The sequence below is a fragment of the Micromonospora sp. NPDC003241 genome, assembly GCF_053589795.1.
The window spans coordinates 278470-304330 of the sequence record NZ_JBSFSO010000002.1; the positions used below are offsets into that span (position 1 = coordinate 278470).

The 25861-nt window shown below is 71.9% G+C and carries 20 protein-coding genes; 8 read left to right on the forward strand and 12 right to left on the reverse strand.

Annotated elements, in window-relative coordinates; all coding sequences use genetic code 11:
* Nucleotides 1-71: 71 nt before the first annotated feature.
* Nucleotides 72-2093 (forward strand): flotillin family protein, encoded by a 2022-nt coding sequence (locus tag ACWDVW_RS03085; protein WP_449944062.1) that lies wholly within the window; start codon nucleotides 72-74, stop codon nucleotides 2091-2093.
* Entirely contained in the window at nucleotides 2086-7161 is a 5076-nt protein-coding gene (locus tag ACWDVW_RS03090; protein ID WP_449944065.1) for a DNA repair ATPase, read from the forward strand. Before ACWDVW_RS03085 ends, ACWDVW_RS03090 begins: the two co-directional genes overlap by 8 nt.
* 120 nt (nucleotides 7162-7281) lie before the next feature.
* Here the strand turns inward: ACWDVW_RS03090 and ACWDVW_RS03095 are convergent, their stop codons facing one another.
* The 3 genes from ACWDVW_RS03095 to ACWDVW_RS03105 form a co-directional block, all read right to left on the reverse strand.
* Nucleotides 7282-7563, reverse strand: a complete 282-nt coding sequence (locus ACWDVW_RS03095) for a hypothetical protein (protein ID WP_449944068.1) — start codon at nucleotides 7561-7563, stop codon at nucleotides 7282-7284.
* Between the two features lie 143 nt (nucleotides 7564-7706).
* The gene (locus tag ACWDVW_RS03100; RefSeq protein ID WP_449944071.1) at nucleotides 7707-8921 is read right to left on the reverse strand and encodes an acyl-CoA dehydrogenase family protein; all 1215 of its coding nucleotides are present in this window, start codon (nucleotides 8919-8921) and stop codon (nucleotides 7707-7709) included.
* Nucleotide 8922: 1 nt separating this feature from the next.
* Nucleotides 8923-9375 carry an SCP2 sterol-binding domain-containing protein gene (locus ACWDVW_RS03105; RefSeq protein ID WP_449944073.1) on the reverse strand — a complete coding sequence of 151 codons (453 nt, stop codon included), beginning with the start codon at nucleotides 9373-9375 and terminating at the stop codon, nucleotides 8923-8925.
* Nucleotides 9376-9441: 66 nt separating this feature from the next.
* Between ACWDVW_RS03105 and ACWDVW_RS03110 the strand changes: the two genes are divergently transcribed.
* Nucleotides 9442-10080 (forward strand): TetR/AcrR family transcriptional regulator, encoded by a 639-nt coding sequence (locus ACWDVW_RS03110; RefSeq protein ID WP_449944076.1) that lies wholly within the window; start codon nucleotides 9442-9444, stop codon nucleotides 10078-10080.
* Nucleotides 10081-10125: 45 nt separating this feature from the next.
* On the opposite strand, the gene ACWDVW_RS03115 is transcribed toward ACWDVW_RS03110, so the two are convergent.
* From ACWDVW_RS03115 to ACWDVW_RS03145, 7 genes are all read right to left on the reverse strand, one after another.
* Complete coding sequence (locus tag ACWDVW_RS03115; RefSeq protein ID WP_449944078.1) at nucleotides 10126-10755, reverse strand: DedA family protein; 630 nt, start codon at nucleotides 10753-10755, stop codon at nucleotides 10126-10128.
* A gap of 25 nt (nucleotides 10756-10780) precedes the next feature.
* Nucleotides 10781-12046 (reverse strand): adenylosuccinate synthetase, encoded by a 1266-nt coding sequence (locus ACWDVW_RS03120; protein ID WP_449944208.1) that lies wholly within the window; start codon nucleotides 12044-12046, stop codon nucleotides 10781-10783.
* A gap of 200 nt (nucleotides 12047-12246) precedes the next feature.
* Nucleotides 12247-13206 carry a hypothetical protein gene (locus ACWDVW_RS03125; RefSeq protein WP_449944080.1) on the reverse strand — a complete coding sequence of 320 codons (960 nt, stop codon included), beginning with the start codon at nucleotides 13204-13206 and terminating at the stop codon, nucleotides 12247-12249.
* Between the two features lie 10 nt (nucleotides 13207-13216).
* Nucleotides 13217-14191, reverse strand: a complete 975-nt coding sequence (locus tag ACWDVW_RS03130; protein ID WP_449944083.1) for a serine/threonine protein kinase — start codon at nucleotides 14189-14191, stop codon at nucleotides 13217-13219.
* The gene (locus ACWDVW_RS03135; RefSeq protein ID WP_449944210.1) at nucleotides 14188-14946 is read right to left on the reverse strand and encodes an NUDIX hydrolase; all 759 of its coding nucleotides are present in this window, start codon (nucleotides 14944-14946) and stop codon (nucleotides 14188-14190) included. Before ACWDVW_RS03135 ends, ACWDVW_RS03130 begins: the two co-directional genes overlap by 4 nt.
* Before the next feature lie 80 nt (nucleotides 14947-15026).
* On the reverse strand, nucleotides 15027-15893 hold the full coding sequence (locus ACWDVW_RS03140) for a MaoC/PaaZ C-terminal domain-containing protein (protein WP_449944086.1): 867 nt from the start codon (nucleotides 15891-15893) through the stop codon (nucleotides 15027-15029).
* Nucleotides 15893-17266, reverse strand: a complete 1374-nt coding sequence (locus tag ACWDVW_RS03145; protein WP_449944089.1) for a 3-oxoacyl-ACP reductase — start codon at nucleotides 17264-17266, stop codon at nucleotides 15893-15895. Before ACWDVW_RS03145 ends, ACWDVW_RS03140 begins: the two co-directional genes overlap by 1 nt.
* Before the next feature lie 53 nt (nucleotides 17267-17319).
* On the opposite strand from ACWDVW_RS03145, the gene ACWDVW_RS03150 reads away from it, so the two are divergent.
* Both ACWDVW_RS03150 and purB read left to right on the forward strand, forming a co-directional pair.
* The gene (locus tag ACWDVW_RS03150; RefSeq protein WP_449944092.1) at nucleotides 17320-18612 is read left to right on the forward strand and encodes an acetyl-CoA C-acetyltransferase; all 1293 of its coding nucleotides are present in this window, start codon (nucleotides 17320-17322) and stop codon (nucleotides 18610-18612) included.
* Between the two features lie 62 nt (nucleotides 18613-18674).
* Nucleotides 18675-20099 (forward strand): adenylosuccinate lyase, encoded by a 1425-nt coding sequence (gene purB / locus ACWDVW_RS03155; protein ID WP_449944095.1) that lies wholly within the window; start codon nucleotides 18675-18677, stop codon nucleotides 20097-20099.
* 151 nt (nucleotides 20100-20250) lie between these two features.
* Here purB and ACWDVW_RS03160 read toward each other — a convergent pair whose 3' ends face one another.
* Together ACWDVW_RS03160 and ACWDVW_RS03165 are read right to left on the reverse strand one after the other, a co-directional pair.
* Nucleotides 20251-20814, reverse strand: coding sequence for a YbjQ family protein (locus tag ACWDVW_RS03160; RefSeq protein WP_449944098.1), 564 nt, complete (start codon nucleotides 20812-20814; stop codon nucleotides 20251-20253).
* Nucleotides 20815-20837: 23 nt separating this feature from the next.
* Nucleotides 20838-21518 (reverse strand): S1 family peptidase, encoded by a 681-nt coding sequence (locus ACWDVW_RS03165; protein ID WP_449944100.1) that lies wholly within the window; start codon nucleotides 21516-21518, stop codon nucleotides 20838-20840.
* Between the two features lie 452 nt (nucleotides 21519-21970).
* Here ACWDVW_RS03165 and purS point away from each other — a divergent pair, with 452 nt between their 5' ends.
* From purS to purL, 3 genes are all read left to right on the forward strand, one after another.
* Nucleotides 21971-22234 carry a phosphoribosylformylglycinamidine synthase subunit PurS gene (purS, locus tag ACWDVW_RS03170; protein WP_131051412.1) on the forward strand — a complete coding sequence of 88 codons (264 nt, stop codon included), beginning with the start codon at nucleotides 21971-21973 and terminating at the stop codon, nucleotides 22232-22234.
* Entirely contained in the window at nucleotides 22231-22914 is a 684-nt protein-coding gene (gene purQ / locus ACWDVW_RS03175) for a phosphoribosylformylglycinamidine synthase subunit PurQ (protein WP_449944104.1), read from the forward strand. Before purS ends, purQ begins: the two co-directional genes overlap by 4 nt.
* Nucleotides 22915-22981: 67 nt before the next feature.
* Nucleotides 22982-25861, forward strand: coding sequence for a phosphoribosylformylglycinamidine synthase subunit PurL (purL, locus tag ACWDVW_RS03180; RefSeq protein WP_449944107.1), 2880 nt, complete (start codon nucleotides 22982-22984; stop codon nucleotides 25859-25861).

The window sequence follows — 25861 nt, forward strand, 5'->3', positions numbered from 1 at the left end:
CCCTCGAAAGGAGGATGCGCGGCGCCCCGCCCCGGCCCCGTCGCCGGCTGCCGCCGTCCGCGCGCCCAACCATGGAAGTGATCACCACCGGAATCGGTGTACTCCTCGCCGTCGTCCTGCTCGTCGCGCTCGGCGTGGTGTTCATGGTCAGTCGGCTGTTCCGCAAGGTCGAGCAGGGCAAGGCACTGATCATCTCCAAGATCCGGCGGGTCGACGTGACCTTCACCGGTGCGGTGGTGATGCCCGTGCTGCACAAGGCCGAGGTCATGGACATCTCGGTCAAGACGATCGACATCGAACGGACCGGCAACGAGGGTCTGATCTGCCGCGACAACATCCGGGCCGACATCCGGATCACCTTCTTCGTTCGGGTGAACAAGACGAACGAGGACGTCATCAAGGTGGCGCAGGCGATCGGCACCGCGCGGGCCAGCGACCGGGAGACCCTCCAGGAGCTGTTCAACGCGAAGTTCTCCGAGGCGCTGAAGACCGTCGGCAAGCAGCTCGACTTCGTCGACCTCTACACCAAGCGTGACGAGTTCCGCGACCAGATCATCCGGGTCATCGGCACCGACCTCAACGGCTACAGCCTGGAGGACGCGGCGATCGACTTCCTCGAGCAGACGCCGATGTCGCAGCTCGACCCGAAGAACATCCTCGATGCGCAGGGCATTCGGAAGATCACCGAGCTGACCACGCAGGAGCACGTCCGGACCAACGAGTTCCGGCGCAGCGAGGAGAAGGAGATCACCCGCCAGAACGTGGACGCCAAGGAGGCGATCCTCGAACTGGAGCGGCGGCAGGCCGACGCCGAGGCCAAGCAGCAGCGCGAGATCGAGACCGTGCGGGCCCGCGAGCAGGCCGAGACCACCCGGGTACGCGCCGAGGAGCGGCTGCGGGCCGAGACGGCGAACATCCGTACCGACGAGCAGTTGGGCGTCCAGCACGAGAACCGGGCGCGGGAGATCGCGGTGGCGGAGAAGAACCGCGAGCGGGTCATCGCGATCGAGACCGAGCGGATCGAGAAGGACCGCATGCTGGAGGTGATCGGCCGGGAGCGGGAGACCGAGCTGAGCACGATCGCCAAGGACAAGGAGGTGGAGGCCGAGAAGCGGGCCATCGCCGAGGTCGTCCGGGAGCGGATCGCGGTGGAGAAGACCGTGGCCGAGCAGGAGGAGAACATCAAGCGGCTGCGCGTGGTCGAGGAGGCCGAGCGGACCCGCCAGGCGGTGGTCATCCAGGCCGAGGCCGAGGCGCAGGAGAGCCTGGTCAAGGACATCAAGGCGGCGGAGGCCGCCGAGGCGGCGGCGAAGTACAAGGCCCGCGAGGAACTGGTGCTGGCCGAGGCCCGTCAGCAGGCCGCAGAACTGGACGCCCGGGCGAAGATCCGGCTGGCCGAGGGAGTCCAGGCCGAGACCGCAGCGGCGGGCCTGGCCGAGGTGCAGGTCAAGGAGCGCAGTGCCGAGGCGATCGAGAAGGTCGGTCGGGCCGAGGTCGCGGTGGAGCGGGAGAAGGCGCTGCTCGTCGCCGACGCGGTGCGCGAGAAGCTGAAGGGCGAGGCAGAGGGTCTCACCGAGAAGGCCGCCGCGATGGCCGCGCTGGACGACGCGACCCGCGAGCACGAGGAGTACCGGCTGCGCCTGGAACTGGAGAAGGAGGTCCGGCTCGCCGGGCTGGACACCCAGCGGCAGGTCGCCGAGGCACAGGCCGCCCTGGTCTCCACCGGTCTGGAGAAGGCGAACATCGACATCGTCGGTGGGGACAGTGTCTTCTTCGATCGGCTGCTCAGCTCGATCTCGTTCGGCAAGAGCGTGGACAGCTTCGTGGCCCACTCGGACGTGGCGAAGAACCTCGCCCAGCCGTGGCTGGACGGCAAAGCCAGCTTCACCGACGACCTGACCCGGATGATCGGCTCGCTGAACACCGCCGACGTGCAGAACCTCACGCTCTCGGCGTTCCTGGCGCAGCAGATGCGCTCCGGCGGTGCCGACAAGGGCAAGCTCCAGGAGCTGCTGAAGGCCGCGCAGCGCCTGGGTGTGGCGGACACCCCGGTCGCCGCCCTCACCGGTTCGCGGCAGCCCGCCGGTGAGTGAGCCGACCGCCGGTCCGGCGACCACCGGGCGTATGCCCGGTGCCGCCGGGCCGGCCCCGGCGGGCCGGTCCGGCGACGGACCCGATCCGGCCGAGGTCGTGTCGGACGGCGGTACCCGGCCCGGGCTGGACGACGGCAGCTACGAGGTGCTGCGCAGGCGCCTCGCCGGACAGGCCGCCGAGTTGGCCCGGCGGGCCGAGTCGCTCAACGCCCGCCGGTTGGAGGTCTTCGGCAGCACCGAGCTGCGGCTGCTGAGCACCGAGCGGATCCGTACCGAGCACAACTGCGTGCCCCGGGACATCATCTCGGTCGGCGGACTGATGCTGTTCGGCTACAACGTCTTCATCGGCCTGAAGCCGGAGACGACCGTCGACGACGTCTTCTCGCTGCACCGGTTCACCCGCGAACAGCGCGAGGGTGAATCGGAGGAGGTCGTCTTCCGGTTCGACGAGGCCGGTCAGGACGAGTTGCCCGGCCTGCTGCGTCACCCGCAGTTCGTCCGGGACTTCAGCGAGCTGTACCGCTACTACCGGCAGGCGCGTCTGCTGCAACTGCGCCGGGTCGACGCCCGGCTGCTGGCGGTGTTCCAGACCGGGCCGCGTACCGAGGACATCCGGGTGCTGCGCTGGCAGGTCGGCGTGGACGGCATCCCGGAGTACCTGGACAGCCGGGGGGAGCGGGACCACGTCTTCCCGCCGAGCCACGACTTCGAGTGGATCGAGACGACCCGGCAGGACCACGTCCTCGGCCGGCACCCGCACATCGACATCGACGGCGAGGTCTTCGTCGAGACGGTGGGCGGCACGCTGACCGTCAAGGTGGAGAACAACACCGAGGTCGGCGAGGGCATCTACAGCGAGCCGGTGGACGAGCCGTTGCAGAGCCTGGCCGACGCCGACGTGCAGTGGGCCCGGGTGGGTCCGCTGATCCTGCTGCGGATCCTGCCGTACAAGGAGACGCAGTGGCGGCACCTGGTCTTCAACACGCTCACCCGGGAGGTGGTCCGCCTCGACGGCATCGGGGTGGCCTGCCAGCGGCTGCCCGAGGACCACGGCATCATCTTCCCGGGCGGCTACCACCTGGCCACCGGCGTCACCCGCACCTTCGACACCGAGGTCGCCGACCTGGAGTTCGAGCGGGTGGTGCGCTCGCCGAACGGTGAGGACGTGCTCTACGTCTTCCACGCCCGGGCCGAGGGGCGCTCGCTGCTGCTGCCGTACAACGCGATCCGCAAGGAGGTGGCCGCGCCGATCCCGTGCCACGGCTTCTCCCTGTTCGACGACGGCACGCTCGTGGTGTTCCGGGCCGTCTCCGAGGAGCCGACCCGGGTCCACCCGATGCAGATCTGGCAGACGCCGTACGTCTCCGACGCGTACGCGGCGGCGCAGCCGGCCGGCACCGGTCCGCTGGAGCGGATCGGCAACGCCGACCTGGTACGCGGTATCTCGGACTGCCTCTCGGCGGCGCGGATGGTGCAGGACAGCGCCACCGCCGGGGTGTACGAGGCGCTGATCGCGGCCTGTGCCCGGATCACCGACCACTTCCACTGGCTCGGCGAGGACGAGCTGGGTGACCTGGCCACCCCGCTGAGCGGCCTGCGGCGTACCGCCAGCTCCGTGCTGGAGGAGCACGAGAAGGTCCGTACGCTCACCGAGCAGGCCCGCGCGGAGCTGGACGAGAGCGCCGAGCAGATCGCCTCGCTGGCCCGCCGGGCCCGGGGCGAGGCACCGCTGACCGCCGACGACTGGGTCACCCAGCTCGGTGGGTTGCGTCGGGCGCGCGGACACCTGGAGTCGCTGCGCGAACTGCGGTACGTCGACCACGACCGGATCGACGAGCTGGCCGCCCGGCTGGACGAGGAACTGTCGGTGGCGGGCCGGCGGGCGGTGGAGTTCCTCCGTCGCGACGAGGCGTTCACCGGCTACCAGCAGGAGGTGGATCGACTCGCCGCGCGGGCCGCCGAGATCGGCACGGTGGCCGAGGCCGGTACCGTCCGCGACGAGCTGGCCGCCCGTACCGACGGCCTCCAGACCATCACCGACGTGGTGGGTGGGCTGGACATCGCCGACGCGACCGTGCGGACCGGCATCCTGGGCCGGGTCGGCGAGGTGCTGGGCGCGGTCAACCGGGCCCGGGCGGTGCTCGACAAGCGGCGCCAGGAGCTGGCCGCAGTCGAGGGCCGGGCCGGTTTCGCCGCCGAGTTCGCGCTGCTCGGGCAGGCGGTCACCGGGGCGCTGGCGGCGGCGGACACCGCCGAACGCTGCGACGAGCAGCTCGGCCGGCTGCTGCTGCGGGTGGAGGAGCTGGAGTCCCGGTTCGGGGAGTTCGACGACTTCCTCACCGAGCTGTCGACCCGGCGTACCGACATCTACGAGGCGTTCTCGGCACGCAAGCAGGCGTTGCTGGACGAGCGGTCCCGGCGGGCCGACCGGCTGGTCGGGTCGGCCGAGCGGATCCTGGTCAGCGTGCAGCGGCGGGCCGGCACGCTCGGCTCGCTCGACGAGATCAACACCTACTTCGCGGCCGACCCGATGGTGGGCAAGCTCCGCTCGGTGGTGGAGGAGCTGCGTACCCTCGGCGACGCGGTGCGGGCCGAGGAGCTGGACGGCCGGATCCGGGCCGCGCGCCAGGAGTCCGGACGCGGCCTGCGCGACCGCCTCGACCTGTACGCCGACGGTGGCGAGACGATCCGGCTGGGCCGGCACCGCTTCGCGGTGAACACCCAACCGGTCGACGTGGCGGTGGTGCCGGCCGAGGGCCGCATGGTGGTGGCGGTGACCGGCACCGACTACCGCGCACCGGTGCGTGACGAGGAGTTCCAGCAGACCCGGCGGTTCTGGGACCAACTGCTGGTCTCCGAGTCGGCGCAGGTGTACCGGGCCGAGTACCTGGCCACCGCCATCCTGGCCGCCGCCGAGGCGGGCCGTGACGGGCTCACCCTGGACGCGCTGCACACCGCGGCGGTGGACGCCAACGGGCTGCGGGACCTGGTGCGGCGGATCGCCGAGACCCGCTACGACGAGGGGTACGAGCGGGGCGTGCACGACCACGACGCCGCCGAGATCCTGCGGGTGCTACTGCGCCTGCACGCCGGTGCCGGGCTGCTGCGCTACCCACCGGCCGACCGTGCCGCCGCGCAGTTGTTCTGGCGGTACGGCACCGACGAGCCGACCCGGTCCGTCTGGACCGCCCGGGCGGCTTCGCTGGCCCGCGCCCGGCAGCGGTTCGGACGCCCCGAGGGCGAGGACGCCGCCGACCGGCTCGGCGCGCAGCTCGCCGAGGCGGCCGAGACGTTCCTGCGGTCCGCCGGACTCCCGGTGCCGCCCGGTGGGACGGCGGTGGCCGGCGAGTACCTGTTCGAGGAGCTGTCCTCACCGCCGGTGCGGTTCGTCACCGGCGGCGGGGCACGGACCCTGCTGGACCGGTTCCGCCGGGCACTCGGCGGCCCGCAGTCGCGCTCGTCCCGCGAGTTCGACGACGACCTGCGGGCCCTCGGTGACGACCTCGCCGGCCGTCACCAGCTGGTGGCGGCGTGGCTGACCGCGTTCCTGGCCACCGACGACGGCAACCTGTCCGGGTACGACCTGCCGGAGGCGGTCGCCGTCGAGCTGTGCGGTGCCGAACCGGCGCGGCAGGACAGCACGGCGACGATGACCGAGACGGTTGGCGGGCTGCTCGGCGCGCACCCGCGAATCGACGGCTCCACGCTGGACGTACGGCTGGACGAGATGTTGGCCCGGACCCGGGCGTTCCGCACCGACCTGGTCCCGGCATACCGGGACTACCAGCGGCGACGCAACGCCCTGGTGGACGCCGAGCGGGACCGCCTGCGGCTGGAGGAGTACCGGCCGAAGGTGATGAACGCCTTCGTCCGCAACCGGCTGCTCGACGAGGTCTACCTGCCGCTGATCGGCGACAACCTGGCCCGGCAGCTCGGTGCCACCGGCGACGGCAAGCGGGTCGACCAGTCCGGCCTGCTGCTGCTGATCTCACCGCCCGGGTACGGCAAGACGACCCTGATGGAGTACGTGGCCAGCCGACTCGGACTGGTCTTCGTGAAGGTCAACGGACCGGCCCTGGGCACCAAGGTCACCTCGCTGGACCCGGCCGAGGCGCCCGACGCCACCGCCCGGCAGGAGGTCGAGAAGATCTCCTTCGCCCTGGAACTGGGCAACAACGTGCTGCTCTATCTGGACGACATCCAGCACACCAACCCGGAGCTGTTGCAGAAGTTCATCTCGCTCTGTGACGGGCAGCGCCGGATGGAGGGCGTCTGGGAGGGCCGCACCCGCACGTACGACCTGCGCGGCAAGCGGTTCGCGGTCTGCATGGCCGGTAACCCGTACACCGAGTCGGGGAAGCGGTTCCGGATCCCGGACATGCTCGCCAACCGGGCCGACGTGTGGAACCTCGGTGACGTGCTCTCCGGGCGGGAGGAGGCGTTCGCGCTCAGCTACATCGAGAACGCGCTCACCGCCAACGCGGTGCTGGCGCCGCTCTCCGGACGGGACCGGGGCGACCTGGAGCTGCTGGTCCGGATGGCACGCGGGGACGACTCGGTCCGGGCCGACCAGCTCTCCCACCCGTACCAGCCGGTGGAGCTGGAACAGATGGTCTCGGTGCTGCGCAAGATGCTGCGGGTGCAGCAGGTGGTGCTGGCCAACAACCAGGCGTACATCGCCTCGGCGGCCCAGTCCGACGACGCCCGCACCGAGCCGCAGTTCCAGCTCCAGGGTTCGTACCGGAACATGAACAAGCTCGCCGAGCGGATCGTGCCGGTGCTCACCGACGAGGAGCTGGAGGCGGTGATCGACGACCACTACCTGGGCGAGGCGCAGACGCTCGCGGCGGGGGCGGAGGCGAACCTGCTCAAGCTCGCCGAGCTGCGCGGCCGGCTCACTCCCGAGCAGGCCGCCCGGTGGGTCGAGGTGAAGGACGCCTTCCAGCGGTCGAAGGCCCTGGGCGGGGGAGGCGACGATCCGGTCGATCGCGCGGTGGGCGCGCTCGGCCTGCTCGCCGACCGGGTCAGCGGAGTCGCCGCCGCGATAGGTCGTGCCAGCGAGCGCTGAGGTCTGATGTGTAAGGAGGGGTCCCCTGCTAACGCCTCCGGTATAGCAGGGGACCCCTCCTAACATTCCGGGTATCGGGTGCGGAGCGTCCTGCCATCCGTCCGGCCTGGATGCTGCCGGTCATCGCCTCCACGTGCCGGTACGACGGCGGGTGGAACGAGAGCCGGATGGCCGGCGGGCGTACGCGGCGGCGACACCGAACGCGGCTGTCATGATCGTTCCGACCGCCGCGATCCCGGCGACGGCCGTACCGTTGGTCTTGCTGCAACCGCCGAGAACCGTCAACAGCACCACGGTCAGGAGCGCCATCGCGGCACTGAGGTAAGTGGCGTGCACGGGATGTAGGTGTTCCCGAGCCCTCTCACTCTGGCCGTCCTCCTCGTCGCGGCTCATGGATGCCATTCGTCGTTCCTCCCCGCGCGGTCAACTGTGGACACACTCACGTCTGTCACTAATTAGACAGAGGGTGGTGGGAGATGGCCAACGGGATGAAGCGAATGAGAATCCCATGAACATTCAGGCTTATCGAACTTAAGGGCCGAAAGTCAGCGGATCTGCATCCCAGAGATCGCCCGGGAGATGACCAGGCGCTGGATCTCGGAGGTGCCCTCGAAGATGGTGTAGATCTTGGCGTCCCGATACCACCGCTCGACCGGGTGGTCGCGGAGGAAGCCGGCCCCGCCGAGCAACTGGACCGCCTTCTCGGTGACCGACACGGCCACCTCACCCGCCTTGAGCTTGGACATCGACCCCTCGCCCGCGGTGAACGGCCGGTTGTTGCGGCCCATCCAGGAGGCCCGCCAGACCAGCAGCCGGGCGGCGTCGATCTCCGTCTTCATGTCGGCGAGCGCGAAGGCGACCGCCTGGTTGGTGATGATCGGGCGGCCGAACTGGACCCGGTCCCGGGCGTAGTCCAGGGCGTACTCGTAGGCGGCCCGGGCCACGCCGAGCGCCTGGGCGCCGACGGTGGGTCGGGACAGCTCGAACGTCCGCATCGCGGCCTGGCCGGAGGCGCGCTGCCCGGACCGGGCCCGGGCCAGCCGCTCCTCCAGTGCCTCCCGGCCGCCGAGCAGGCACCGGCCGGGCACCCGGACGTCGTCGAGGAAGACGTCCGCCGTGTGCGACGCTCGCAGGCCGAGTTTGCGCAGCTTGCGGGTGGCGGAGAGGCCGGCGGTGCCAGGGGGTACGACGAATGCGGCCTGACCTCGCGAGCCCAGCTCCGGGTCGACCGAGGCGGTGACCACGTGCACGGCGGCGATCCCACCGTTGGTGGCGTACGCCTTCTGGCCACGCAGCACCCACTCGTCGGTCGCCTCGTCGTACGTGGCCCGGGTACGCATCGCGGAGACGTCCGAACCGGCCTCCGGCTCGGACGAGCAGAACGCGGCGACCGCCGGTGAGTCGACGTCACCGAAGCACTGCGGCACCCACTCGACGAGCTGGTCGGGCGTGCCGCTGCCGTAGATGGCGGCGACCGCGAGCGAGGTGCCGAAGATGCTCAGCCCGATCCCGGCGTCGCCCCAGAACAACTCCTCGCTGGCGATCGGCAGGGAGAGCCCGGTGGGGTCGGCCCAGCAGGTGGCGAGGAACTCGAAGCCGTACAGGCCGACCTTGGCCGCCTCGCCGATGATCGGCCAGGGAGTCTCCTCCCGGGCGTCCCACTCGGCGGCGGCCGGGCGCACGACCTCGCTGGCGAAGCCGTGCACCCAGTCGCGCAGATCCCGCTGTTCCTCGTTCAGGTCGAGCGAGAATTCGACCATCTCAGGCCTTGGGGATGTCGAAGAGGTTGGCGATGTTGGCGGCCAGCCCCAGGTCACCCTTTGCCTTGAGCTTGCCGGTCATGAACATCATGACCGGGTTGGCGCCACCCGAGACGATCTTCAGGAACTCGACCGGGCCCAGCGTCAGGGCCAGCCGCGGCTCGTGCTGCGGGGTCTCGTTGACCGTGCAGGTGCCGTCGGCGATGACCACCTCGTACGTGTCGGTGCCGCCGTCGGGGGCGCCGGTGATGTTCCAGTGGATCACCGCGTTGGTGGAACCGGCCCGATCCGCGCGGAAGATCTGGGGCATCCGCCCGAAGACCTCGCCGAGGATCTTGCCGCGCAGTTCACCGGACATGATCTCGGCGAGCTTGCTATCCGGGGTGCTCTTGACGAGCTGGGCGAACTCCTTCGGGCCCATGTTGGCGAAGGCGGCCGGGTCGAAGTCAGTCATGGAACGCACCTCTCGAACAGTGGTTACTCAGGCGTAACCCTACGCACCGGTAGGTATGCTCGCAAGGTGTCCGCGACACCCGCCTTCAAGCGCCTCCCCCGGGCCGTACGCGAGCAGCAGATGCTCGACGCCGCCGTGCGGGTCTTCTCCCGGCGCGGCTACCACGGCGCCAGCATGGACGAGATCGCCGAGGTCGCGGGCATCTCCAAACCCATGGTGTACGCGTACCTGGGCACCAAGGAGGAACTCTTCGTCGCCTGCCTGCACCGCGAGGGCACCCGGATGATGGAGGCCATCGCCGGGGCGGCCGTCCCCGACCTGCCCGCCGACGAGCGACTCTGGCGTGGCCTGCGGGCGTTCTTCCGCTTCGTCGGCGCACACCGCGACGGCTGGTCGGTGCTCTATCGGCAGGCCCGCGCCGAGCAGCCGTTCGCCCGGGAACTGGCCCAGATGCGGGCCAGGATGGTCGAGGTGGTCGCCGGGATGTTGGACCACGCCCTGCGTGCCGAGGGACGTACGGCTGCCGAGACCGAGTGGGAAGTGGTCGCGTACGCGCTGGTCGGGGCGACCGAGTCGCTGGGCGACTGGCTCGCCGACCACCCCGAGGCCGACCCGGAGAAGACCGCGACCCGGATGATGAACGCCGCGTGGCTGGGGGCCGGGCAACTCCTGCACGGCGCGAGCTGGCACCCGCCCGAGGTGTAAGGAAGGGCCCCCTGCTAACGCCTGCGGTAGAGCAGGGGGCCCCTGCTAACAACCCGGCTCCGCACCGCTCGCAGCCCGCCGGTGCGCCCGGTGCCGGAGCCAGCGGATCAACTCGACCAGCAGCGTCACCGAGATCGAGAGCCCGATGCCGGCCAGGATGCCGTGCAGCGGGTGCTGCTCGAAGGCGAGCCCGCCGAAGATGCCGAGCAGGACGCAGTACAGCGCCCACGAGCCGCAGCCGATCAGGTCGAAGAGGAGGAACCTGCGCAGCGGATAGCGGACGGCACCCATGGCCAGGGTGACCGCCGTCCGCCCGCCGGGGACGTAACGGGCGGCCATGAGGATGACGCCGCCACGCAGGTCGACCGCCCGTCGGGCCCACTCCGATCCGGCCCGGCGCCGGCTGTCCACCGGTGAGTGGTCCAGCCGGCGCGATCCGCCGCCGCGTCCGATCCCGTACGAGATGTGGTCACCGGCGGTCGCACCGAGCGTGGCCGCCACGATGATCAGCGCCAGGTTCGGCTGGCCACCGGTGGCGAGCACGGTGACGCTGATGACCGCCGCCTCCGAGGGCACCAGCGGGAAGAACGCGTCGACCGCGGTGAGCCCGAAGATCAGCAGATACACCCAGGGCGAGGTGAGTGTCTGCCGGAGCAGGTCGAGCGCGGCCTCCATGCCTCCATGCTCAGGGCACGGGCTGTTAAGAAGGGGCCCTTCCTCTACACCAGGCGTTAATAAGGTGCCCTTCCTTACGAACCTCCTTGTCGGCGGAGGTGGGGCCGTGGGAGGTGAGGAGCACCGGAGCGCCCAGCGCCTCGCCGACCGCCTCGGGCCAGTCGGCCGGACCGGCGTCGTAGTGCGGGCGCGCCCGCAGCAGGCGGGCGGTGAGGGCGGCCTGCCGGTCGAGGTCGCCGGCCGGTCCGGGGACCAGCCGGTCCAGGCCGTCGTAACGGCGACAGATACGCAGATCGAGGCCGCGTTCGGTGAGGTCCAGGTGGGTCAGCGCCAGACCGTCCACCCCGCCCGCCACCGCCAGGGCGTACGCGTGCGCGACGGCGTCGAAGTGGCCGAACCGGAAGCGGCCCTGCCAGGGGTTCGTCGCGTTGTGCGGGTCGGCCAGCGGCAGCGACGAGTCCTCGGTGACCAGCGGACCGGGACCGTGCCGGGTGGTGACGGTACGCAGCACCCCGATCCGCAGCGCCGACCCGCCCAGTCCCGCCTCGGCCAGCAGGGATTCGGCGTTGGCGAAGGTGGTGGTGCTCCAGGTGGTGTACGGGTGGAAGCCGTGCCACTCGTCCAGCAGCACCCCCTGGGCGCCCTCGAACACGCACGGGCCGGCCCGCAGCGCCCCGGCCAGCCAGGAGCCGTCGACGATCGCCACCCGCTCGGCGAAGGCCCGGTACGCCGGCAGGCAGTCCGACACCGGTGGGGCGTCCAGCGGACCGAGTTCGGCGGTGAGCCGGTCCCGGAGTGCGGTCAAGCGGCGGCGCAGCACCTCCGGGCTGCGGCAGTCCGCGACCCGGGGTGCCTCGTCGGGGTGGGCGAGCCCGTACGCGACGGTCTCGCCCACCCCCTGCCCGCAGGAACCGTGCCGGTCGGCTCCCCGGGCCGTCTCCCGGGCCCGGTTGGCGGCCCGGTGGTACGGGGTGGCCAGCAGCGCCGCCCCGTCCACGGTCAACCGGTCGAACGCGTCGGGCACCCCGACGGCGGCGAGGTGGTCGGCCTCGGCGGCGAGCGCCAACGGGTCCACCACGACGTGCCGGGACAGGTGGGTGCGTACGTCGGGGTGGAAGGTGCCGGCACCGAACTGCGCGAACGTGTGGTGTCGGCCGTCGGGCCGGACGACGTTGTGCGCCGCCTGCGCACCCCCGTTGAACCGGACCACGGTGTGCACCGGCCGGGTGGCGCAGAGCCAGTCCACGACCGTGCCCTTGCCGGCGTCGCCGTACCCGAGGTCGACCACGATCGCGTGCTCCGGACCCGACCCGCCGACCGCGCCCCCCGTGAACCGGCCCGCCGCACCGTCCGCCGATCCGCCCGGGAGCCCGTCTGCCGGGCCGTCCGCCGCATTGCCCGCCGGGTCGCCCCTGAATCCGGCCGCCGCACCGCCCGCCGGGGCGCGCCCGGGTGCCGGGACACCCGGGCGCGCAGCGGTCACCTGCTCGTTCACAGCCGGACGACTCCGCCGCCGGTGGTGCGGGTGGCGGGCAGATCGGCCACCTCGGTGCGGCGTGCCCCGTTCAGCCGGGCCAGCGCCTTCGACACCGTGCGGGTGGCCGTCGAGCCGTTCCGGTCCAGGTCCCGCAGGCCGGTGTCGAGGTCGATGGCCTGCTCACCGAGGCCGACGGTGAGCGCGATCGTCTCGCAGACCGCGTCGAGATCGTCCAGCTCCAGGGCGTTCTGGCCGAGCAGGCCGCGCCAGAAGTCGAGCACCTTGCGGTTGCCCGAGTAGTGGCTGCCGGCCGGGAGCAGGTAGTACGTGTCCCAGCGGCGGGTCACCTCGTCGACGATCTGCCGCACCGGCACGTCCTCGCGTGGGTCGTCGCCGATCAGGCGGGCCACTTCGGCGGCCTTGACCGCCGGGTACGCCAGCTCGTCACCGATGATGAAGAGGTAGCCGCGTCGGCCCCGCTTCTCCCAGCTGTCGGTGACCGTCCGCCGGGCCATGTAGTAGAGCGCCAGTTCGTAGGACTCCTTCATCTGGCCGCCACCGCCGCCCTCCAGCACGATCCGGCCGAGGTCCTCGTCCATCCGGTTGTCGGACTCGAACTGGCCGACCTGCAACGGCACCCGGTCGCAGGTGGCGTCGCCGATGGCGCCGAACATGATCTGCGGGTCGCGGGCGTATCCCTGGCGCAGCAGCAGCCCCAGCAGCTGCGGCAGCTTGGCCTGGAGGGTGCGGGGCACGTGCCCCATCGAGCCGGTCACGTCGAACAGCACCGTGACCGGGGTCGACCGCGGGTGCTCGGCCGAGTCACGGCTCTCCCGCGTCGCGCCGCGCGGGTCCAGCTGCGGGTGCACCACCTTGGCGCCGCTGTCGCTGTACGAGAACGCGCTCTTGCCGGTGGCCCGGCGGTACCGGTCGGCGGCGGTGTACACGTCGGTGGACCACATTCCGCTGCCCATGGCAGCCTCCTTAGGGGGTGAGGGTGAAGGGTCGGAAGGTGCGCGGCCCGTAGAGCCGGTGCAGCACCTCGTCGAATTCGCCGAGCAGTCGCCAGGCGTCGTCGGGGCGGCTCGACAGCGACCGCTGCCGACAGCCCGCCGCGAAGGCGAGCAGTTCGTCCGGGGCCCGGTGGCCCATCAGCCAGGTCATGCACCGGGTGGCCATGTCGATGTCGGTGCCCGGCCCGCTGGGCCGACGCGCGGTGACCTCGGCCGGATACCACTCCTGGTGGTCGGGGACCAACGCGGGCACGACGCCGCCGGGCTCGGTGGCGAAGCACCAGTCGACCAGCACCACGCCGTGCGCGTCCGGCTCGATCAGCACGTGCGGCGGCAGCACCGCGCCGTGCACCACACCGGCCCGGTGGGCCAGGCCGAGCGCGACCAGCAGCCGACGCCACATCCAGGCCACGTCGCGGGCGTCCAGCCCGTCCGGGTACGCCCGCCGCACGTCGACCAGGCTGCGCAGGCCGGGTGCGGTGGCGAGCACGGTGACCTGGCGTTCCGCCCCGGTGGCCGGATCCTGGTGCGCGAACGTGTCGACCAGCCGGGGCACGTACGGCAGCCAGCGCGGGTCGCCGTGCTCGGCGAGTCGGCGCAACGCGCGCTGCTCGCGGATCATCAGGTCGTTGTCGCTGGCCTCGCGGGGCAGCTTGAGCAGCCGGTCCCCGCCCACGTCGTAGAGGTCGGCGAGGTCCCCCGAGTACGCCGGTGTGCCGCAGCGGTAGCCGTGCAGCACGGTCACCCGGCGGGCGCGCCAGCGGGTGGTTACCCGGACGAACGCGTCGGTGGCGTCGGCGCGTACGCCCGGGGCGACCCGGTCCAGCCGGTCGGGGTGCAGGGCGGTGACCAGCTCGCGGTAGCGGCGTTCCGGCGCGTCGGCGCCGAACAGGTCGTGGTCGTCGCGGGCGGCGGTGACCAGGCGGATCGCCTCGTCGGTCCTCATCGCACCGTCTCCTCCCGGGCGGGCCGCAGCAGCGCCGGGTGCAGCAGCCGGGCGTCACCGGCCCGGTAGAGCCGGGCGCGTGGGCCGCCCCGGCTGCCGCCGCGCTCGGTGTTGGCGCCGGTGCTCTCCACGAAGCCGGGCACCGAGAGCACCTTGCGGTGGAAGTTGCCGGCGTGCAGCGGGTGACCCCAGACCGTCTCGTAGACGGCGCGCAGCTCGCCGATGGTGAACTCGGGGGCGAGGAAGCGGGTGGCCAGCGGGGTGTACTCCAGCTTGGAGCGGGCCCGCTCCAGCCCGTCGTCGACGATCCGGCGGTGGTCGAAGGCGAGCTCGCGGCCGGGCAGCTCGGTGACCGGCACCCAGTCGGCCTCGTCGGCGTCGCTGCCGGCGGCGGCGTCCGGCAGGTCGGGGGCGAAGGCGAGGTGGGCGATGGAGACGACTCGCATCCGGGGGTCGCGCTCGGGCACGCCGTAGCTGGCGAGCTGCTCGACGTGTACGCGCCGAAGTCGCTCCCCGCCGAGCCCGGTCTCCTCGGCCAGCTCCCGGCGGGCGGCGGTGGCCGGGTCCTCGTCGGGGCGGACGAAGCCGCCGGGCAGCGCCCAGTGCCCGGCGTACGGCGGCTCGGCGCGGCGGATCAGCAGCAGGTGCAGCGCGTCGTCCCGGATGGTCAGCGCGACCACGTCGGCGGTGACCGCGACGGCCGGGTAGGCGCGTGGGTCGTAGGAGGCGAGGAAGTCCTGCTCGTTCACGCTCAGTCACTCTCACTCTGAGAACATCTCTATGTGAGAACAACTTAGCGCGAAAAGGAGGGCCGGGCAAGTGCCCGACCCTCACCTCAGCGGATCGTGCCTGTCAGGTGCGGACGACCTCGCTGGTCGTGCAGGGCGATCTCCCACCCCGCCTGGGCCGCCGTGGCGCTGAACGCCACCGTGCTCGGCAACGGCACCGGCAGCTTGAACGCGACGTCGACCGTGTACGCCTCGGGCAGCCGGTTCTCCAGCGCCGCCAGGCAGCGCGCCTTGCTCCACATGCCGTGCGCGATCGGCCGAGGGAAGCCGAACAGCCGCGCGCCCAGCCGGGAGGTGTGGATCGGGTTGTGGTCGCCGGAGACGCGCGCGTAGTCCGTACCCACCCGGGGGTCGACCCGCCAGCGCGCGGACGCGGCCGGCGGCGCGGGCCGCTCACCCCGGTCGCGCCGCTCGCCACCGCCCGGGGTGCGCTGCCGCCCCAGGTACGTCGAGACGCCGCGCCAGACCTCCTCCCCGTCAACCGAGCCGACGAGGACCACGTCGACCTGCCGCCCCCGGTCGTGCGGGCGCAGGTTCTCCGCCCACGTGGTGAAGTCCAGCCGGTCGGCCACGGTGACCGGCCGGTGCACGGTGATCCGGTTGGCCACGTGCACCACCCCGGTCAGCGGGATCGGGAAGTCCGGCGCCGTGATCAGGCGCAGCGCCAGCGGGAAGCCCACCACGTGCGGGAAGGTCGCCGGCAGCCGGTCGGCGAGCCGGAACCCGCAGACCCGGTCGTAGTCGGCCAGCCGGGCCGGGTCCACGGCCACCTGGTCGACGGCCAGTTCCACGGCCGGCACCTCGTCCGTCCGCCGCCCGCCGCGCCCCGGCACCGCGCCCAGCAGGGCCCGCCGGTACAACGGCCCGGCCGTCGGCAGCGCGGACAGCGTCACCCGCTCCCGTTGCGTGGCCATCACGCCCCCAGCAGGCTCTGGCCGCAGACCCGGACCACGTTGCCGCTGACCGCGCCGGAAGCGGGCCAGGCCAGCCAGCCGATGGTCTCCGCGACGTCCACCGGCAACCCGCCCTGGGAGAGGCTGTTCATCCGGCGACCCGCCTCGCGCAGCACCAGCGGGATCCGGGCGGTCAGCCGGGTCTCGATGAAGCCGGGCGCGACGGCGTTCACGCTGATCCCCCGGTCGCGCAGCGCCGGAGCCAGGGCGTCGACCAGCCCGATCACGCCGGCCTTGCTGGTGGCGTAGTTGGTCTGGCCCCGGTTGCCGGCGATCCCGGCGATCGAGGAGACGCCGACGATCCGCCCGCCGTCCGGGATCAGGCCCCGGTCCAGCAGTACGTCGTTGATGCGTTCCTGGCTGGACAGGTTGACGTCGATGACCTGGTCCCAGCGGTCGGCGTCCATCCGGCCCAGGGTCTTGTCCCGGGTGATGCCGGCGTTGTGCACCACCACGTCCACCCGACCGTGCCGCTCGGCCAGGTGATCGGCGAGCCGGGCCGGTGCGTCGGCGGCGGTCAGGTCGAGTTGTACGGCGCTGCCGCCGATCTCGTTGGCGACGCCGGCCAGCGCGTCCCCGGCGGCCGGCACGTCCAGGGCCACCACCGTCGCCCCGTCCCGGGCCAGCACCCGGGCCAGTGCCGCGCCGATGCCCCGGGCCGCGCCGGTGACCAGCACCACCTGCCCGTCCAGTGGGCGATCCCAGTCCACCGGTGCGCTCGCCCGCCCGGCACCGACCCGGATCACCTGCCCCGACACGTACGCCGAACGGCCGGAGAGCAGGAACCGCAGGGTCGCCTCCAGGCTGGTCCAGGTGCTCTCGTCGGCCTCCCGCGTGACGTGGACCAGTTGCGCGGTGATGCCTCGGCCGAACTCCTTGCCGATGCTGCGGGTCAGCCCCTCCAGGGCCCGCTGGGCGGTCGCCTCGCGCGGCGTGTCGCACTCGGCGGGCGGGGTGCCCAGCACGATCACCCGGCCGCTGGGCTGCACCGCCCGCGCCTGCGGGTGGAAGAAGTCGTGCAGTTGCCGCAGCCCGGTCGAGTCGGTGATGCCGGTGGCGTCGTAGACCAGGGCGGAGCTGGTCGGCGTACGGCCGGAGGTGGGATCCGGCGTGGCGGTGGCCGGGTCGCGCAGGGCGAGCCCGGCGGCGGCCAGGATCGTGCGGACCGGCTCGGCGAGCCGGCCCCCGGTGGAGGTGCCGAGCAGGACCGGCCCGGGGAGGATCGGCTCTCCCGGCGCGTGTCGGCGAAGTCGTGGCGGATCGGGCAGCCCGAGACGCTTGACCAGCGCCCGGCCGGCGCCCGACTGGACAAAACTCGCGTACCTGTCGGTCATAGGCGTAGCCTACTGGCGGGTAAGGTGCGGTAACACTCCTGAGGAGGCGGATCGTGCAGAAGGTTCGACGGGTCGCGGTCATCGGCGGCAACCGGATCCCCTTCGCCCGCTCCAACTCGCGGTACGCCGACGCCTCGAACGCGGACATGCTCGGCGCCGCCCTGGACGGGCTGGTCGCCCGGTTCGGCCTGGCCGGGCAGCGCGTCGGCGAGGTGGTCGCCGGAGCCGTGCTCAAGCACGCCAAGGACTTCAACCTCACCCGCGAGGTGGTGCTCGGCTCGAAGCTCGACCCGCGCACCCCCGCGTACGACATCCAGCAGGCCTGCGGCACCGGCCTGGAGGCCGCGATCCTGGTCGCCAACAAGATCGCCCTCGGCCAGCTCGACGTCGGCATCGCCGGCGGGGTCGACACCACCTCCGACGCCCCGCTCGCGGTCAACGAGGACATGCGCCGCACCCTGCTCCGGCTCAACTCGGCCCGGACGCTGGGCGAGCGGCTGCGGATCGCCGCCAAGCTGCGCCCGGCCCAGCCCTTCAAGCCGGAGGTCCCGCGCAACGCGGAACCGCGTACCGGGCTGTCCATGGGCGAGCACGCCGCACAGACCGCGCTGCGCTGGAACGTCGACCGGCAGGCCCAGGACGCCCTCGCGCTGCGCTCGCACCAGCGGCTCGCCGCCGCGTACGACCAGGGGTTCTTCGACGACCTGATGACCCCCTACCTGGGGCTCACCCGCGACGCGAATCTCCGCCCGGACACCACGCTGGAGAAGCTCGGCACGCTGCGGCCGGTCTTCGGCGCCAAGGGCCCGGACGCCGAGCGGGCCACCATGACCGCCGGCAACTCCTCGCCGCTCACCGACGGCGCCTCCACCGTGCTGCTGGCCAGCGAGGAGTGGGCGACCGCACACCACCTGCCGGTACTGGCCTGGTTCACCTGGTCGGAGACGGCGGCGGTGGACTTCGTGCACGGCGACGAGGGACTGCTGATGGCTCCCGCGTACGCGGTGCCCCGGATGCTGGCCCGGGCCGGGCTCACCCTTCAGGACTTTGACTACTACGAGATCCACGAGGCGTTCGCCTCACAGGTGCTGGCCACCCTGGCCGCCTGGGAGTCGCCGGAGTTCTGCAAGGACCGCCTCGGCCTGGACGCCCCGCTCGGCGCCATCGACACCGACAAGCTCAACGTGCACGGCTCCTCGCTGGCCGCCGGGCACCCGTTCGCGGCCACCGGCGGCCGGATCGTCGCCACGCTGGCCAAGCTCCTCGCCGCCAAGGGCAGTGGCCGGGGGCTCATCTCGATCTGCGCGGCCGGCGGCCAGGGCGTGACCGCGATCCTGGAACGCTGACCTCCGGGTCGTCGGCCGTACCCGGTCGGGGCGGGCGGCGGCGGCATCGGGAGAATGGCGGGGTGACGACGATCCCGAACGTGCTCGCCAACCGGTACGCCTCGCCCGAGCTGGTCGCCCTCTGGTCGCCGGAGGAGAAGATCCGGCTGGAGCGGCGCCTCTGGCTGGCCGTGCTCCAGGCCCAGCGGGATCTCGGTGTGCCGGTGCCCGACGGGGTGGTCGAGGCGTACGAGCGGGTGCTCGACGACGTCGACCTGGACTCGATCGCGGCCCGGGAGCGGGTCACCCGGCACGACGTGAAGGCCCGCATCGAGGAGTTCAGCGCGCTCGCCGGGCACGAGCACGTGCACAAGGGGATGACCTCGCGGGACCTCACCGAGAACGTCGAGCAACTCCAGGTGCGCCGCTCGTTGGAGCTGATCCGGGACCGGGTGGTGGCGACGCTGGCCCGGTTGGCCTGGCACGCCCACGAGTACGCGGACGTGGTGATGGCCGGGCGTTCGCACAACGTCGCGGCGCAGGCCACCACGCTGGGCAAGCGCTTCGCGTCGGCCGCCGAGGAACTGATCATCGCGTACGAGCGGCTGGAGGATCTGATCTCCTGGTACCCGCTGCGCGGGATCAAGGGGCCGGTGGGTACCGCCGCCGACCAGTTGGACCTCTTCGACGGCGACGCCGAGAAGGTGGCCGAGCTGGAGCGGCGGGTCGCCGAGCACCTCGGCTTCCAGCGGGTGCTGGACAGCGTCGGGCAGGTCTACCCCCGCTCGATCGACATGGCCGTGATCGCTGCGCTGGCGCAGGTGGCCGCGGCACCGTCCTCGCTGGCCACCACGATTCGGCTGATGGTCGGACAGGAGTTGGCCACCGAGGGCTTCAAGCCCGGTCAGGTCGGTTCCAGCGCGATGCCGCACAAGATGAACACCCGCTCGTCGGAGCGGGTCAACGGCTTCGCCGTGATCATCCGGGGGTACCTGTCGATGGTCGGCGAGCTGGCCGGCGACCAGTGGAACGAGGGGGACGTCTCCTGCTCGGTGGTCCGCCGGGTGGCCCTGCCGGACGCCTTCTTCGCCGCCGACGGGCTGTTCCAGACGTTCCTCACCGTGCTCGACGAGTTCGGCGCGTACCCGGCGGTGATCAACCGGGAGTTGGAGCGGTTCCTCCCGTTCCTGGCCACCACCAAGATCCTGGTGGCGGCGGTGCGCCGGGGCGTGGGCCGGGAGACCGCCCACGAGGCGATCAAGGAGCACGCGGTGGCCGTGGCGCTGGCCATGCGTGAGCAGGGTGCCGCCGAGAACGATCTCTTCGACCGGCTGGCCGCCGACCCCCGGCTGGGCCTCACCCGCGCCGAGATCGACGCCCTGGTCGCCGACCGGGCCGCCTTCGTCGGCGCCGCCCCGGCCCAGATCCAGGCGGTGACCACCCGCATCTCCAAGATCGTCCAGTCCCACCCCCACGCCGCCACCTACACCCCCCCACCAATCCTCTAACCCCCCACACCCCCCACGTCGCGTTGATCAAGAAGTTTTGGTCACCGGGGAGCCTCCAGAGGGCCAAAACTCCTTGATCAACGCCAGCGGGCGGGGCGGGGTGGGGAGGGGTGGGGGGTTGGGGGGGTTGGTGTGGGGTGGGTGGGGTGGGTTAGTCGCGGGTGGGGGTTTCGGCGGCGGAGCTGAGGTTGGGGGCGCTCGCGGGTTCGGCGATGCCGCCCGGGGACTGGGCGAAGGACGGGTCCTGAGCGGTCTCGGCCGCCACGAGGGGCTGGTCCGGCGGCATCACGTCGGGCACCTTCGGTGCCACGATCACGGCGGTGCCGTAGGCGCAGATCTCCATCCACATCTCGCCGCAGTCCCGGCTGTCGAACCGCATCCCCACGACCGCGTTCGCGCCGAGCCGCCGGGCCTCCTCACCGAGCCGCGCCACCGAGTCGGTACGCCAGCGGGTGAGGTTGTCCGGGGCCGACGGGTCGTACGCGCCACCGCGCAGGTTCTTCACCCCCTCGCGATAGGGGTTGCGGGTCCTGGCCATGGAGGAGACCACCTCGCCGAGAATCTGGCGGATCTCGTAGCCGGGAAGTTGGTCCGTCGTCACGACCAGCACGTTTCTGATGCTGGCAGTCGATGCGGGTCGCCAACGTGAGGGTTGTTCACCTGGTCGGATGCTGCAAAACGACGCGGCGCGGACGGCGGGCGCGTAGCCCACCATCCGCGCCGACCGGGCGCTAACCGTCAGACACCGGCCACCGAGGTGATCCAGGCACGGTTGAACGCGACACTGCCGTAGTTCTGGATGTTCACGCCGTCGGCCGTCGAGGCGACCCCGACCTGCGCGCCGTTGTAGAACTGCGGGCCGCCCGAGTCGCCCCGCCAGGCGTTGCCGTTGACCCGGGTGCTCCGGATCGCCTGCCCGCCGTACGCGTCGGAGACGTTGGTGCTGGTCACCCGGACCGACGCGGTCTTGAGCTGGGTGGAAGCCGAGCAGCCGCTGTAGCAGGTCATGCCCCAGCCGAAGATCGAGTTGGTGGAGTTGACCGGCGGGTTGCTGTTGGCCAGCGTGACGTAGCTGGTGCTCACCGCGCTGGAGAGCCGCATCAGGGCCAGGTCGTAGCGGCCGTAGGTGGCGCTGACCGTGCGGGTGACGCCGCCGGAGGAGCGGTTCACGCTGCCCACGCGGACGGACATGTTGCTGCCGATGCAGTGCTGGGCGGTGAGCACCCACTGCGGCGCGATGATCGTGCCGGAGCAGGTGAACGAGCCGTTGCTGAGCACCGCTGCCGCCCACGGCGCCGAGGAGACGGTGCTGCCGCCGATGATGTACGGGCTGACGGGGGAGGCGACGGCGCCGGAGCTGGCGCCGACGACGCCAACCATGGCTGTGGCGAAGGCCACGATCAGGGATCGGATGCGCATCGGTAGGGCTCCTTCGGGGTTTGGCGACCCGGGTTGACCGAGTCGATCTGCGCTGGCGGGAGGGGTGAACCGCCACCGCGACGTCCATGAATCGACGTCTGACGATGTACCGTAGGGCCTGGTGAGGTGTTTCACAAGAGGTTCATCGAAACAATCGGATGTAACAGTCGGGTTCCCCGACGTCGAGGAGGACAGGTGCCGGGACGGGCCGATCGGTGCCCGGTCCTCGCCCGAGGAGGGGTGAAACCTGCCCGGACCGGGCCACCCGGCAACGAACCAGTATCGAGACTGCAACGAACCCGTATCGGTCCGGAAGGCCCCACGCGGGTACGGTCGGACACCGCCCGGACCGCGTCCGGCCGGTGCGTCTGGCGCCGTATCTGCCAGGTAGGCTGGCTGCGCTCGCCCGTTGTGGGTCGGCACCCAACTGCGTACACAGTCAGGAGTGCCCAGTGCCTCGCGTCGTCGTCGACGTCATGCTCAAGCCCGAGATCCTCGATCCTCAGGGCCAGGCCGTCGCAAACGCGCTGCCCCGGCTCGGCGTCAACGACGTCGCCTCGGTACGGATCGGCAGGCGGATCGAGATCGACTTCACCGGTGAACCGGACCTGGACCGGGCCCGGGAGATCGCCGACAAGTTGCTCGCCAACCCGGTCATCGAGGACTTCACCGTCCACCTGGTCGAGGCCGACGAAGCCGCGGACGCCCGCTCGTGACCGCCCGGGTCGGTGTGGTGACGTTCCCCGGCTCGCTCGACGACGGGGACGCGGCCCGGGCCGTCCGGATCGCCGGCGCGGAGCCGGTCCGCCTCTGGCACGGGGACGCGGAGCTGCACGGGGTGGACGCGGTCGTCCTGCCCGGCGGCTTCTCCTACGGTGACTACCTGCGGTGCGGTGCCATCGCCCGGTTCGCACCGGTGATGGAGAAGATCATCGACGCGGCGGCCGGTGGCCTGCCGGTGCTCGGCATCTGCAACGGCTTTCAGATCCTCTGCGAGGCGCACCTGCTGCCCGGCGCGCTCACCCGCAACCAGCACCTGCACTTCCGCAACCGGGACCAGGTCCTGCGGATCGAGACGACCGGCACGGCCTGGACGAACGCATTCCAGCCCGGCCAGGAGGTGCTGATCCCGGTCAAGAACGGCGAGGGTTGCTACGTCGCCGACCCGGCGACGCTGGACGCGCTGGAGGCCGAAGGCCGGGTCGTCGCCCGGTACCTCGGCGGCAACCCGAACGGGTCGCAGCGCGACATCGCCGCGATCACCAACCCCGCCGGCAACGTGGTCGGCATCATGCCGCATCCCGAGCACGCGGTGGAGGCGCTCACCGGCCCCTCCCTCGACGGCCTCGGCTTCTTCACCTCGGTGCTCAAGCACCTGGTGGGGACGCCGGCGTGACCGTCGGCTGCGGGATCAACGGTCAGCTCACCCGCCTCCCCGGCGGCGAGCGCAACGAGGAGATGTCATGACCACGCATCCGGACCCGGTACGGGAGACCCCGGAGGCATTCCCGGCCGCGCCGGTCCAGCCGACCCCGGCTGCCGCCGCGCCCTCGGCCGCCGTGCCCCGGCACGCCGCCGCGCAGGAGGCCACCGACTGGACCGGCGGGGTGGACACCGTCCCGGCCGCCGACGGCAGCCCGGACGAGCTTCAGCCGTACGCCGAGCTGGGTCTCCGCGACGACGAGTACGACCGCATCCGGCACATTCTGGGCCGCCGGCCGACCCAGTCCGAGCTGGCGATGTACTCGATCATGTGGAGCGAGCACTGCTCCTACAAGTCGAGCAAGGTCCACCTGCGGCAGTTCGGCGAGAAGGCTCCGCCCAGCGACCGGCTGCTGGCCGGCATCGGTGAGAACGCCGGTGTGGTGCAGATCTCCGACGAGCTGGCGGTGACCTTCAAGGTCGAGTCGCACAACCACCCGAGCTTCGTCGAGCCGTACCAGGGTGCCGCCACCGGCGTCGGTGGCATCGTCCGCGACATCCTGGCCATGGGCGCCCGCCCGGTGGCGGTGATGGACCCGCTGCGCTTCGGTGCCGCCGACCATCCCGACACCGCCCGGGTGCTGCCCGGCGTGGTGGCCGGCGTCGGCGGATACGGCAACTGCCTCGGCCTGCCCAACATCGGCGGTGAGGTGGTCTTCGACCCCTGCTACCAGGGCAACCCGCTGGTCAACGCGCTCTGCCTCGGCGTCCTGCCGGTCAGCCGCCTGCAGAACAAGGCCGCCGTCGGCCCCGGCAACGTCGTGGTGCTGATGGGCGCCAAGACCGGCCGGGACGGCATCGGCGGTGTCTCCGTTCTGGCCAGCGCCACCTTCAGCGAGGGCAGTGAGAAGCGTCGCCCGTCGGTGCAGGTCGGTGACCCGTTCATCGAGAAGCTGCTGATCGAGGCGTGCCTGGAGCTGTACGACGCCCAGCTCGTCGCCGGCATCCAGGACCTCGGCGGTGCCGGGCTGACCTGCGCGCTCACCGAGACCGCCGCGGCGGCCGGCACCGGCATGCGGGTCTGGCTGGAGCGGGTGCCGCTGCGTGAGCCGTCGATGGAGCCGCACGAGATCCTGGCCAGCGAGTCGCAGGAGCGGATGCTCCTGGTCGTCGAGCCGGACAAGCTCGACGCGGTGCTCAAGACCTGCGAGAAGTGGGGCGTGCTGGCCACCGCCATCGGCGAGGTCACCGCACCGCAGCCGGACGGCCAGCCCGGCCGCCTGCTGATCACCTGGCGGGACCACCTGGTGGTCGACGTGCCGCCGGGTTCGCTGGTGGACGACGGCCCGGTCTACGCCCGCCCGATGCGGGAGCCGGCGGACCTGATCCTGCTCCAGGCCGACCGGGCCGAGACGCTGCCCCGGCCGACCGACCCGGACGCGCTGCGCGAGACCCTGCTGCGCATGATCGCCTCGCCGAACCTGGCCGACAAGACCTGGGTCACCGAGCAGTACGACCGGTACGTGCTGGGCAACACCGTGCTCGCCCAGCCGGAGGACTCGGGCGTGATCCGGATCGACGAGCGGACCGGCCTGGGCGTGGCGCTCTCGGTGGACGGCAACGGCCGGTACGCCCGGCTCGACCCGTACCACGGTGCCAAGCTGGCGCTGGCGGAGGCGTTCCGCAACGTCGCGGTCACCGGTGCGACGCCGATCGCGGTCACCGACTGCCTGAACTTCGGCTCGCCGGAGGACCCGGGCGTGATGTGGCAGTTCGCCGAGGCCGTGCGCGGCCTGGCGGACGGTTGCGCCGAGCTGGGCATCCCGGTGACCGGCGGCAACGTCAGCTTCTACAACCAGACCGGTGCGGCGGCCATCCACCCCACTCCGGTCGTCGGCGTGCTCGGCGTGCTGGAGAACGTGGCCGAACGGGTGGCGTCCGGCTTCGTCGCGCGCACCAACAACGACCACGACCAGCTCTTCCTGCTCGGCGAGACGCACGTGGAGCTCTCCGGCTCGGAATGGGCCTGGGTCACCCACGAGCACCTCGGCGGCGTACCCCCGCAGGTCGACCTGGCGCGGGAGAAGCAGCTCGCCGGGCTGCTGGCCGCCGCCGCCCGGGTCGGTCACCTCAGCTCCGCGCACGACCTCTCCGACGGCGGTCTCGCGCAGAGCCTGGTGGAGTCCTGCCTTCGGCACAACGTCGGCGCGCGGATCGCGGTGCCGGAGCGGTTCGAGGGCGGCTCGATGCCGTTCGTCTTCCTGTTCAGCGAGTCCGCCGGCCGGGTGCTGGTCTCGGTGCCGCGCGGGCACGAGAAGGCGTTCACCGCGCTCTGCGCCGAGCACGGCGTGCCGTGGGAGCTGATCGGGGTCACCGACTCCACCGCCGCTGCGCTCGAGGTGCACGGCCAGTTCCGGGTCGAGCTGGACGAGCTGCGCGAGGCGCACACCGGCACCCTTCCGAAGATCTTCGGGGGCGTGCAGCAGTTCGAGATGACCGCACCGGAGGCCGTCGAGACGCCGGCCCAGGCCGACGGCGCCCCGACCGCCGACGTTGCCCCGACCGCCGAGACCGCCGAGGCGGCTCCTGTCGCCGAGGTGGCACCGACCGCCGTCGCGACGTCGGAGACCGCCGACGTGGTGGACGAGGTGGCGGTGGTGGACGAGGTGCCGGTGGTGGACGAGGTGCCGGCGACCGACAGTCCGGTCGCCGCATCCGAGGAGCCGGCGACGGCGGGTGCCGAGACCGAGGACGAGACCGCGACGGTGGCCGAGCGTCCGGCCGACCGGGCGACGCCGCCGGTCCGGGCGACCGCTGCCGGTGAGACGTCGACGGCCGGGGACGCTCCGGCCGACGGACCCGGGGCCGAGGCTCCGCAGTCCGGTGCCACCGAGCAGCCTGCCGCGTTCGACGAGCGCTGA

Excerpts from the sequence above, each read along its gene's own strand:
- ACWDVW_RS03145 (WP_449944089.1), bottom strand. The coding sequence starts at position 17,266 with ATGACCGACAGGTACGCGAGTTTTGTCCAGTCGGGCGCCGGCCGGGCG.
- ACWDVW_RS03105 (WP_449944073.1), bottom strand. The coding sequence starts at position 9,375 with ATGACTGACTTCGACCCGGCCGCCTTCGCCAACATGGGCCCGAAGGAG.
- ACWDVW_RS03160 (WP_449944098.1), bottom strand. The coding sequence starts at position 20,814 with ATGGTGGGCTACGCGCCCGCCGTCCGCGCCGCGTCGTTTTGCAGCATC.
- ACWDVW_RS03125 (WP_449944080.1), bottom strand. The coding sequence starts at position 13,206 with ATGGGCAGCGGAATGTGGTCCACCGACGTGTACACCGCCGCCGACCGG.
- ACWDVW_RS03100 (WP_449944071.1), bottom strand. The coding sequence starts at position 8,921 with ATGGTCGAATTCTCGCTCGACCTGAACGAGGAACAGCGGGATCTGCGC.
- ACWDVW_RS03095 (WP_449944068.1), bottom strand. The coding sequence starts at position 7,563 with ATGGCATCCATGAGCCGCGACGAGGAGGACGGCCAGAGTGAGAGGGCT.
- ACWDVW_RS03085 (WP_449944062.1), top strand. The coding sequence starts at position 72 with ATGGAAGTGATCACCACCGGAATCGGTGTACTCCTCGCCGTCGTCCTG.
- ACWDVW_RS03115 (WP_449944078.1), bottom strand. The coding sequence starts at position 10,755 with ATGGAGGCCGCGCTCGACCTGCTCCGGCAGACACTCACCTCGCCCTGG.
- ACWDVW_RS03130 (WP_449944083.1), bottom strand. The coding sequence starts at position 14,191 with ATGAGGACCGACGAGGCGATCCGCCTGGTCACCGCCGCCCGCGACGAC.
- ACWDVW_RS03165 (WP_449944100.1), bottom strand. The coding sequence starts at position 21,518 with ATGCGCATCCGATCCCTGATCGTGGCCTTCGCCACAGCCATGGTTGGC.
- ACWDVW_RS03140 (WP_449944086.1), bottom strand. The coding sequence starts at position 15,893 with ATGGCCACGCAACGGGAGCGGGTGACGCTGTCCGCGCTGCCGACGGCC.
- purL (WP_449944107.1), top strand. The coding sequence starts at position 22,982 with ATGACCACGCATCCGGACCCGGTACGGGAGACCCCGGAGGCATTCCCG.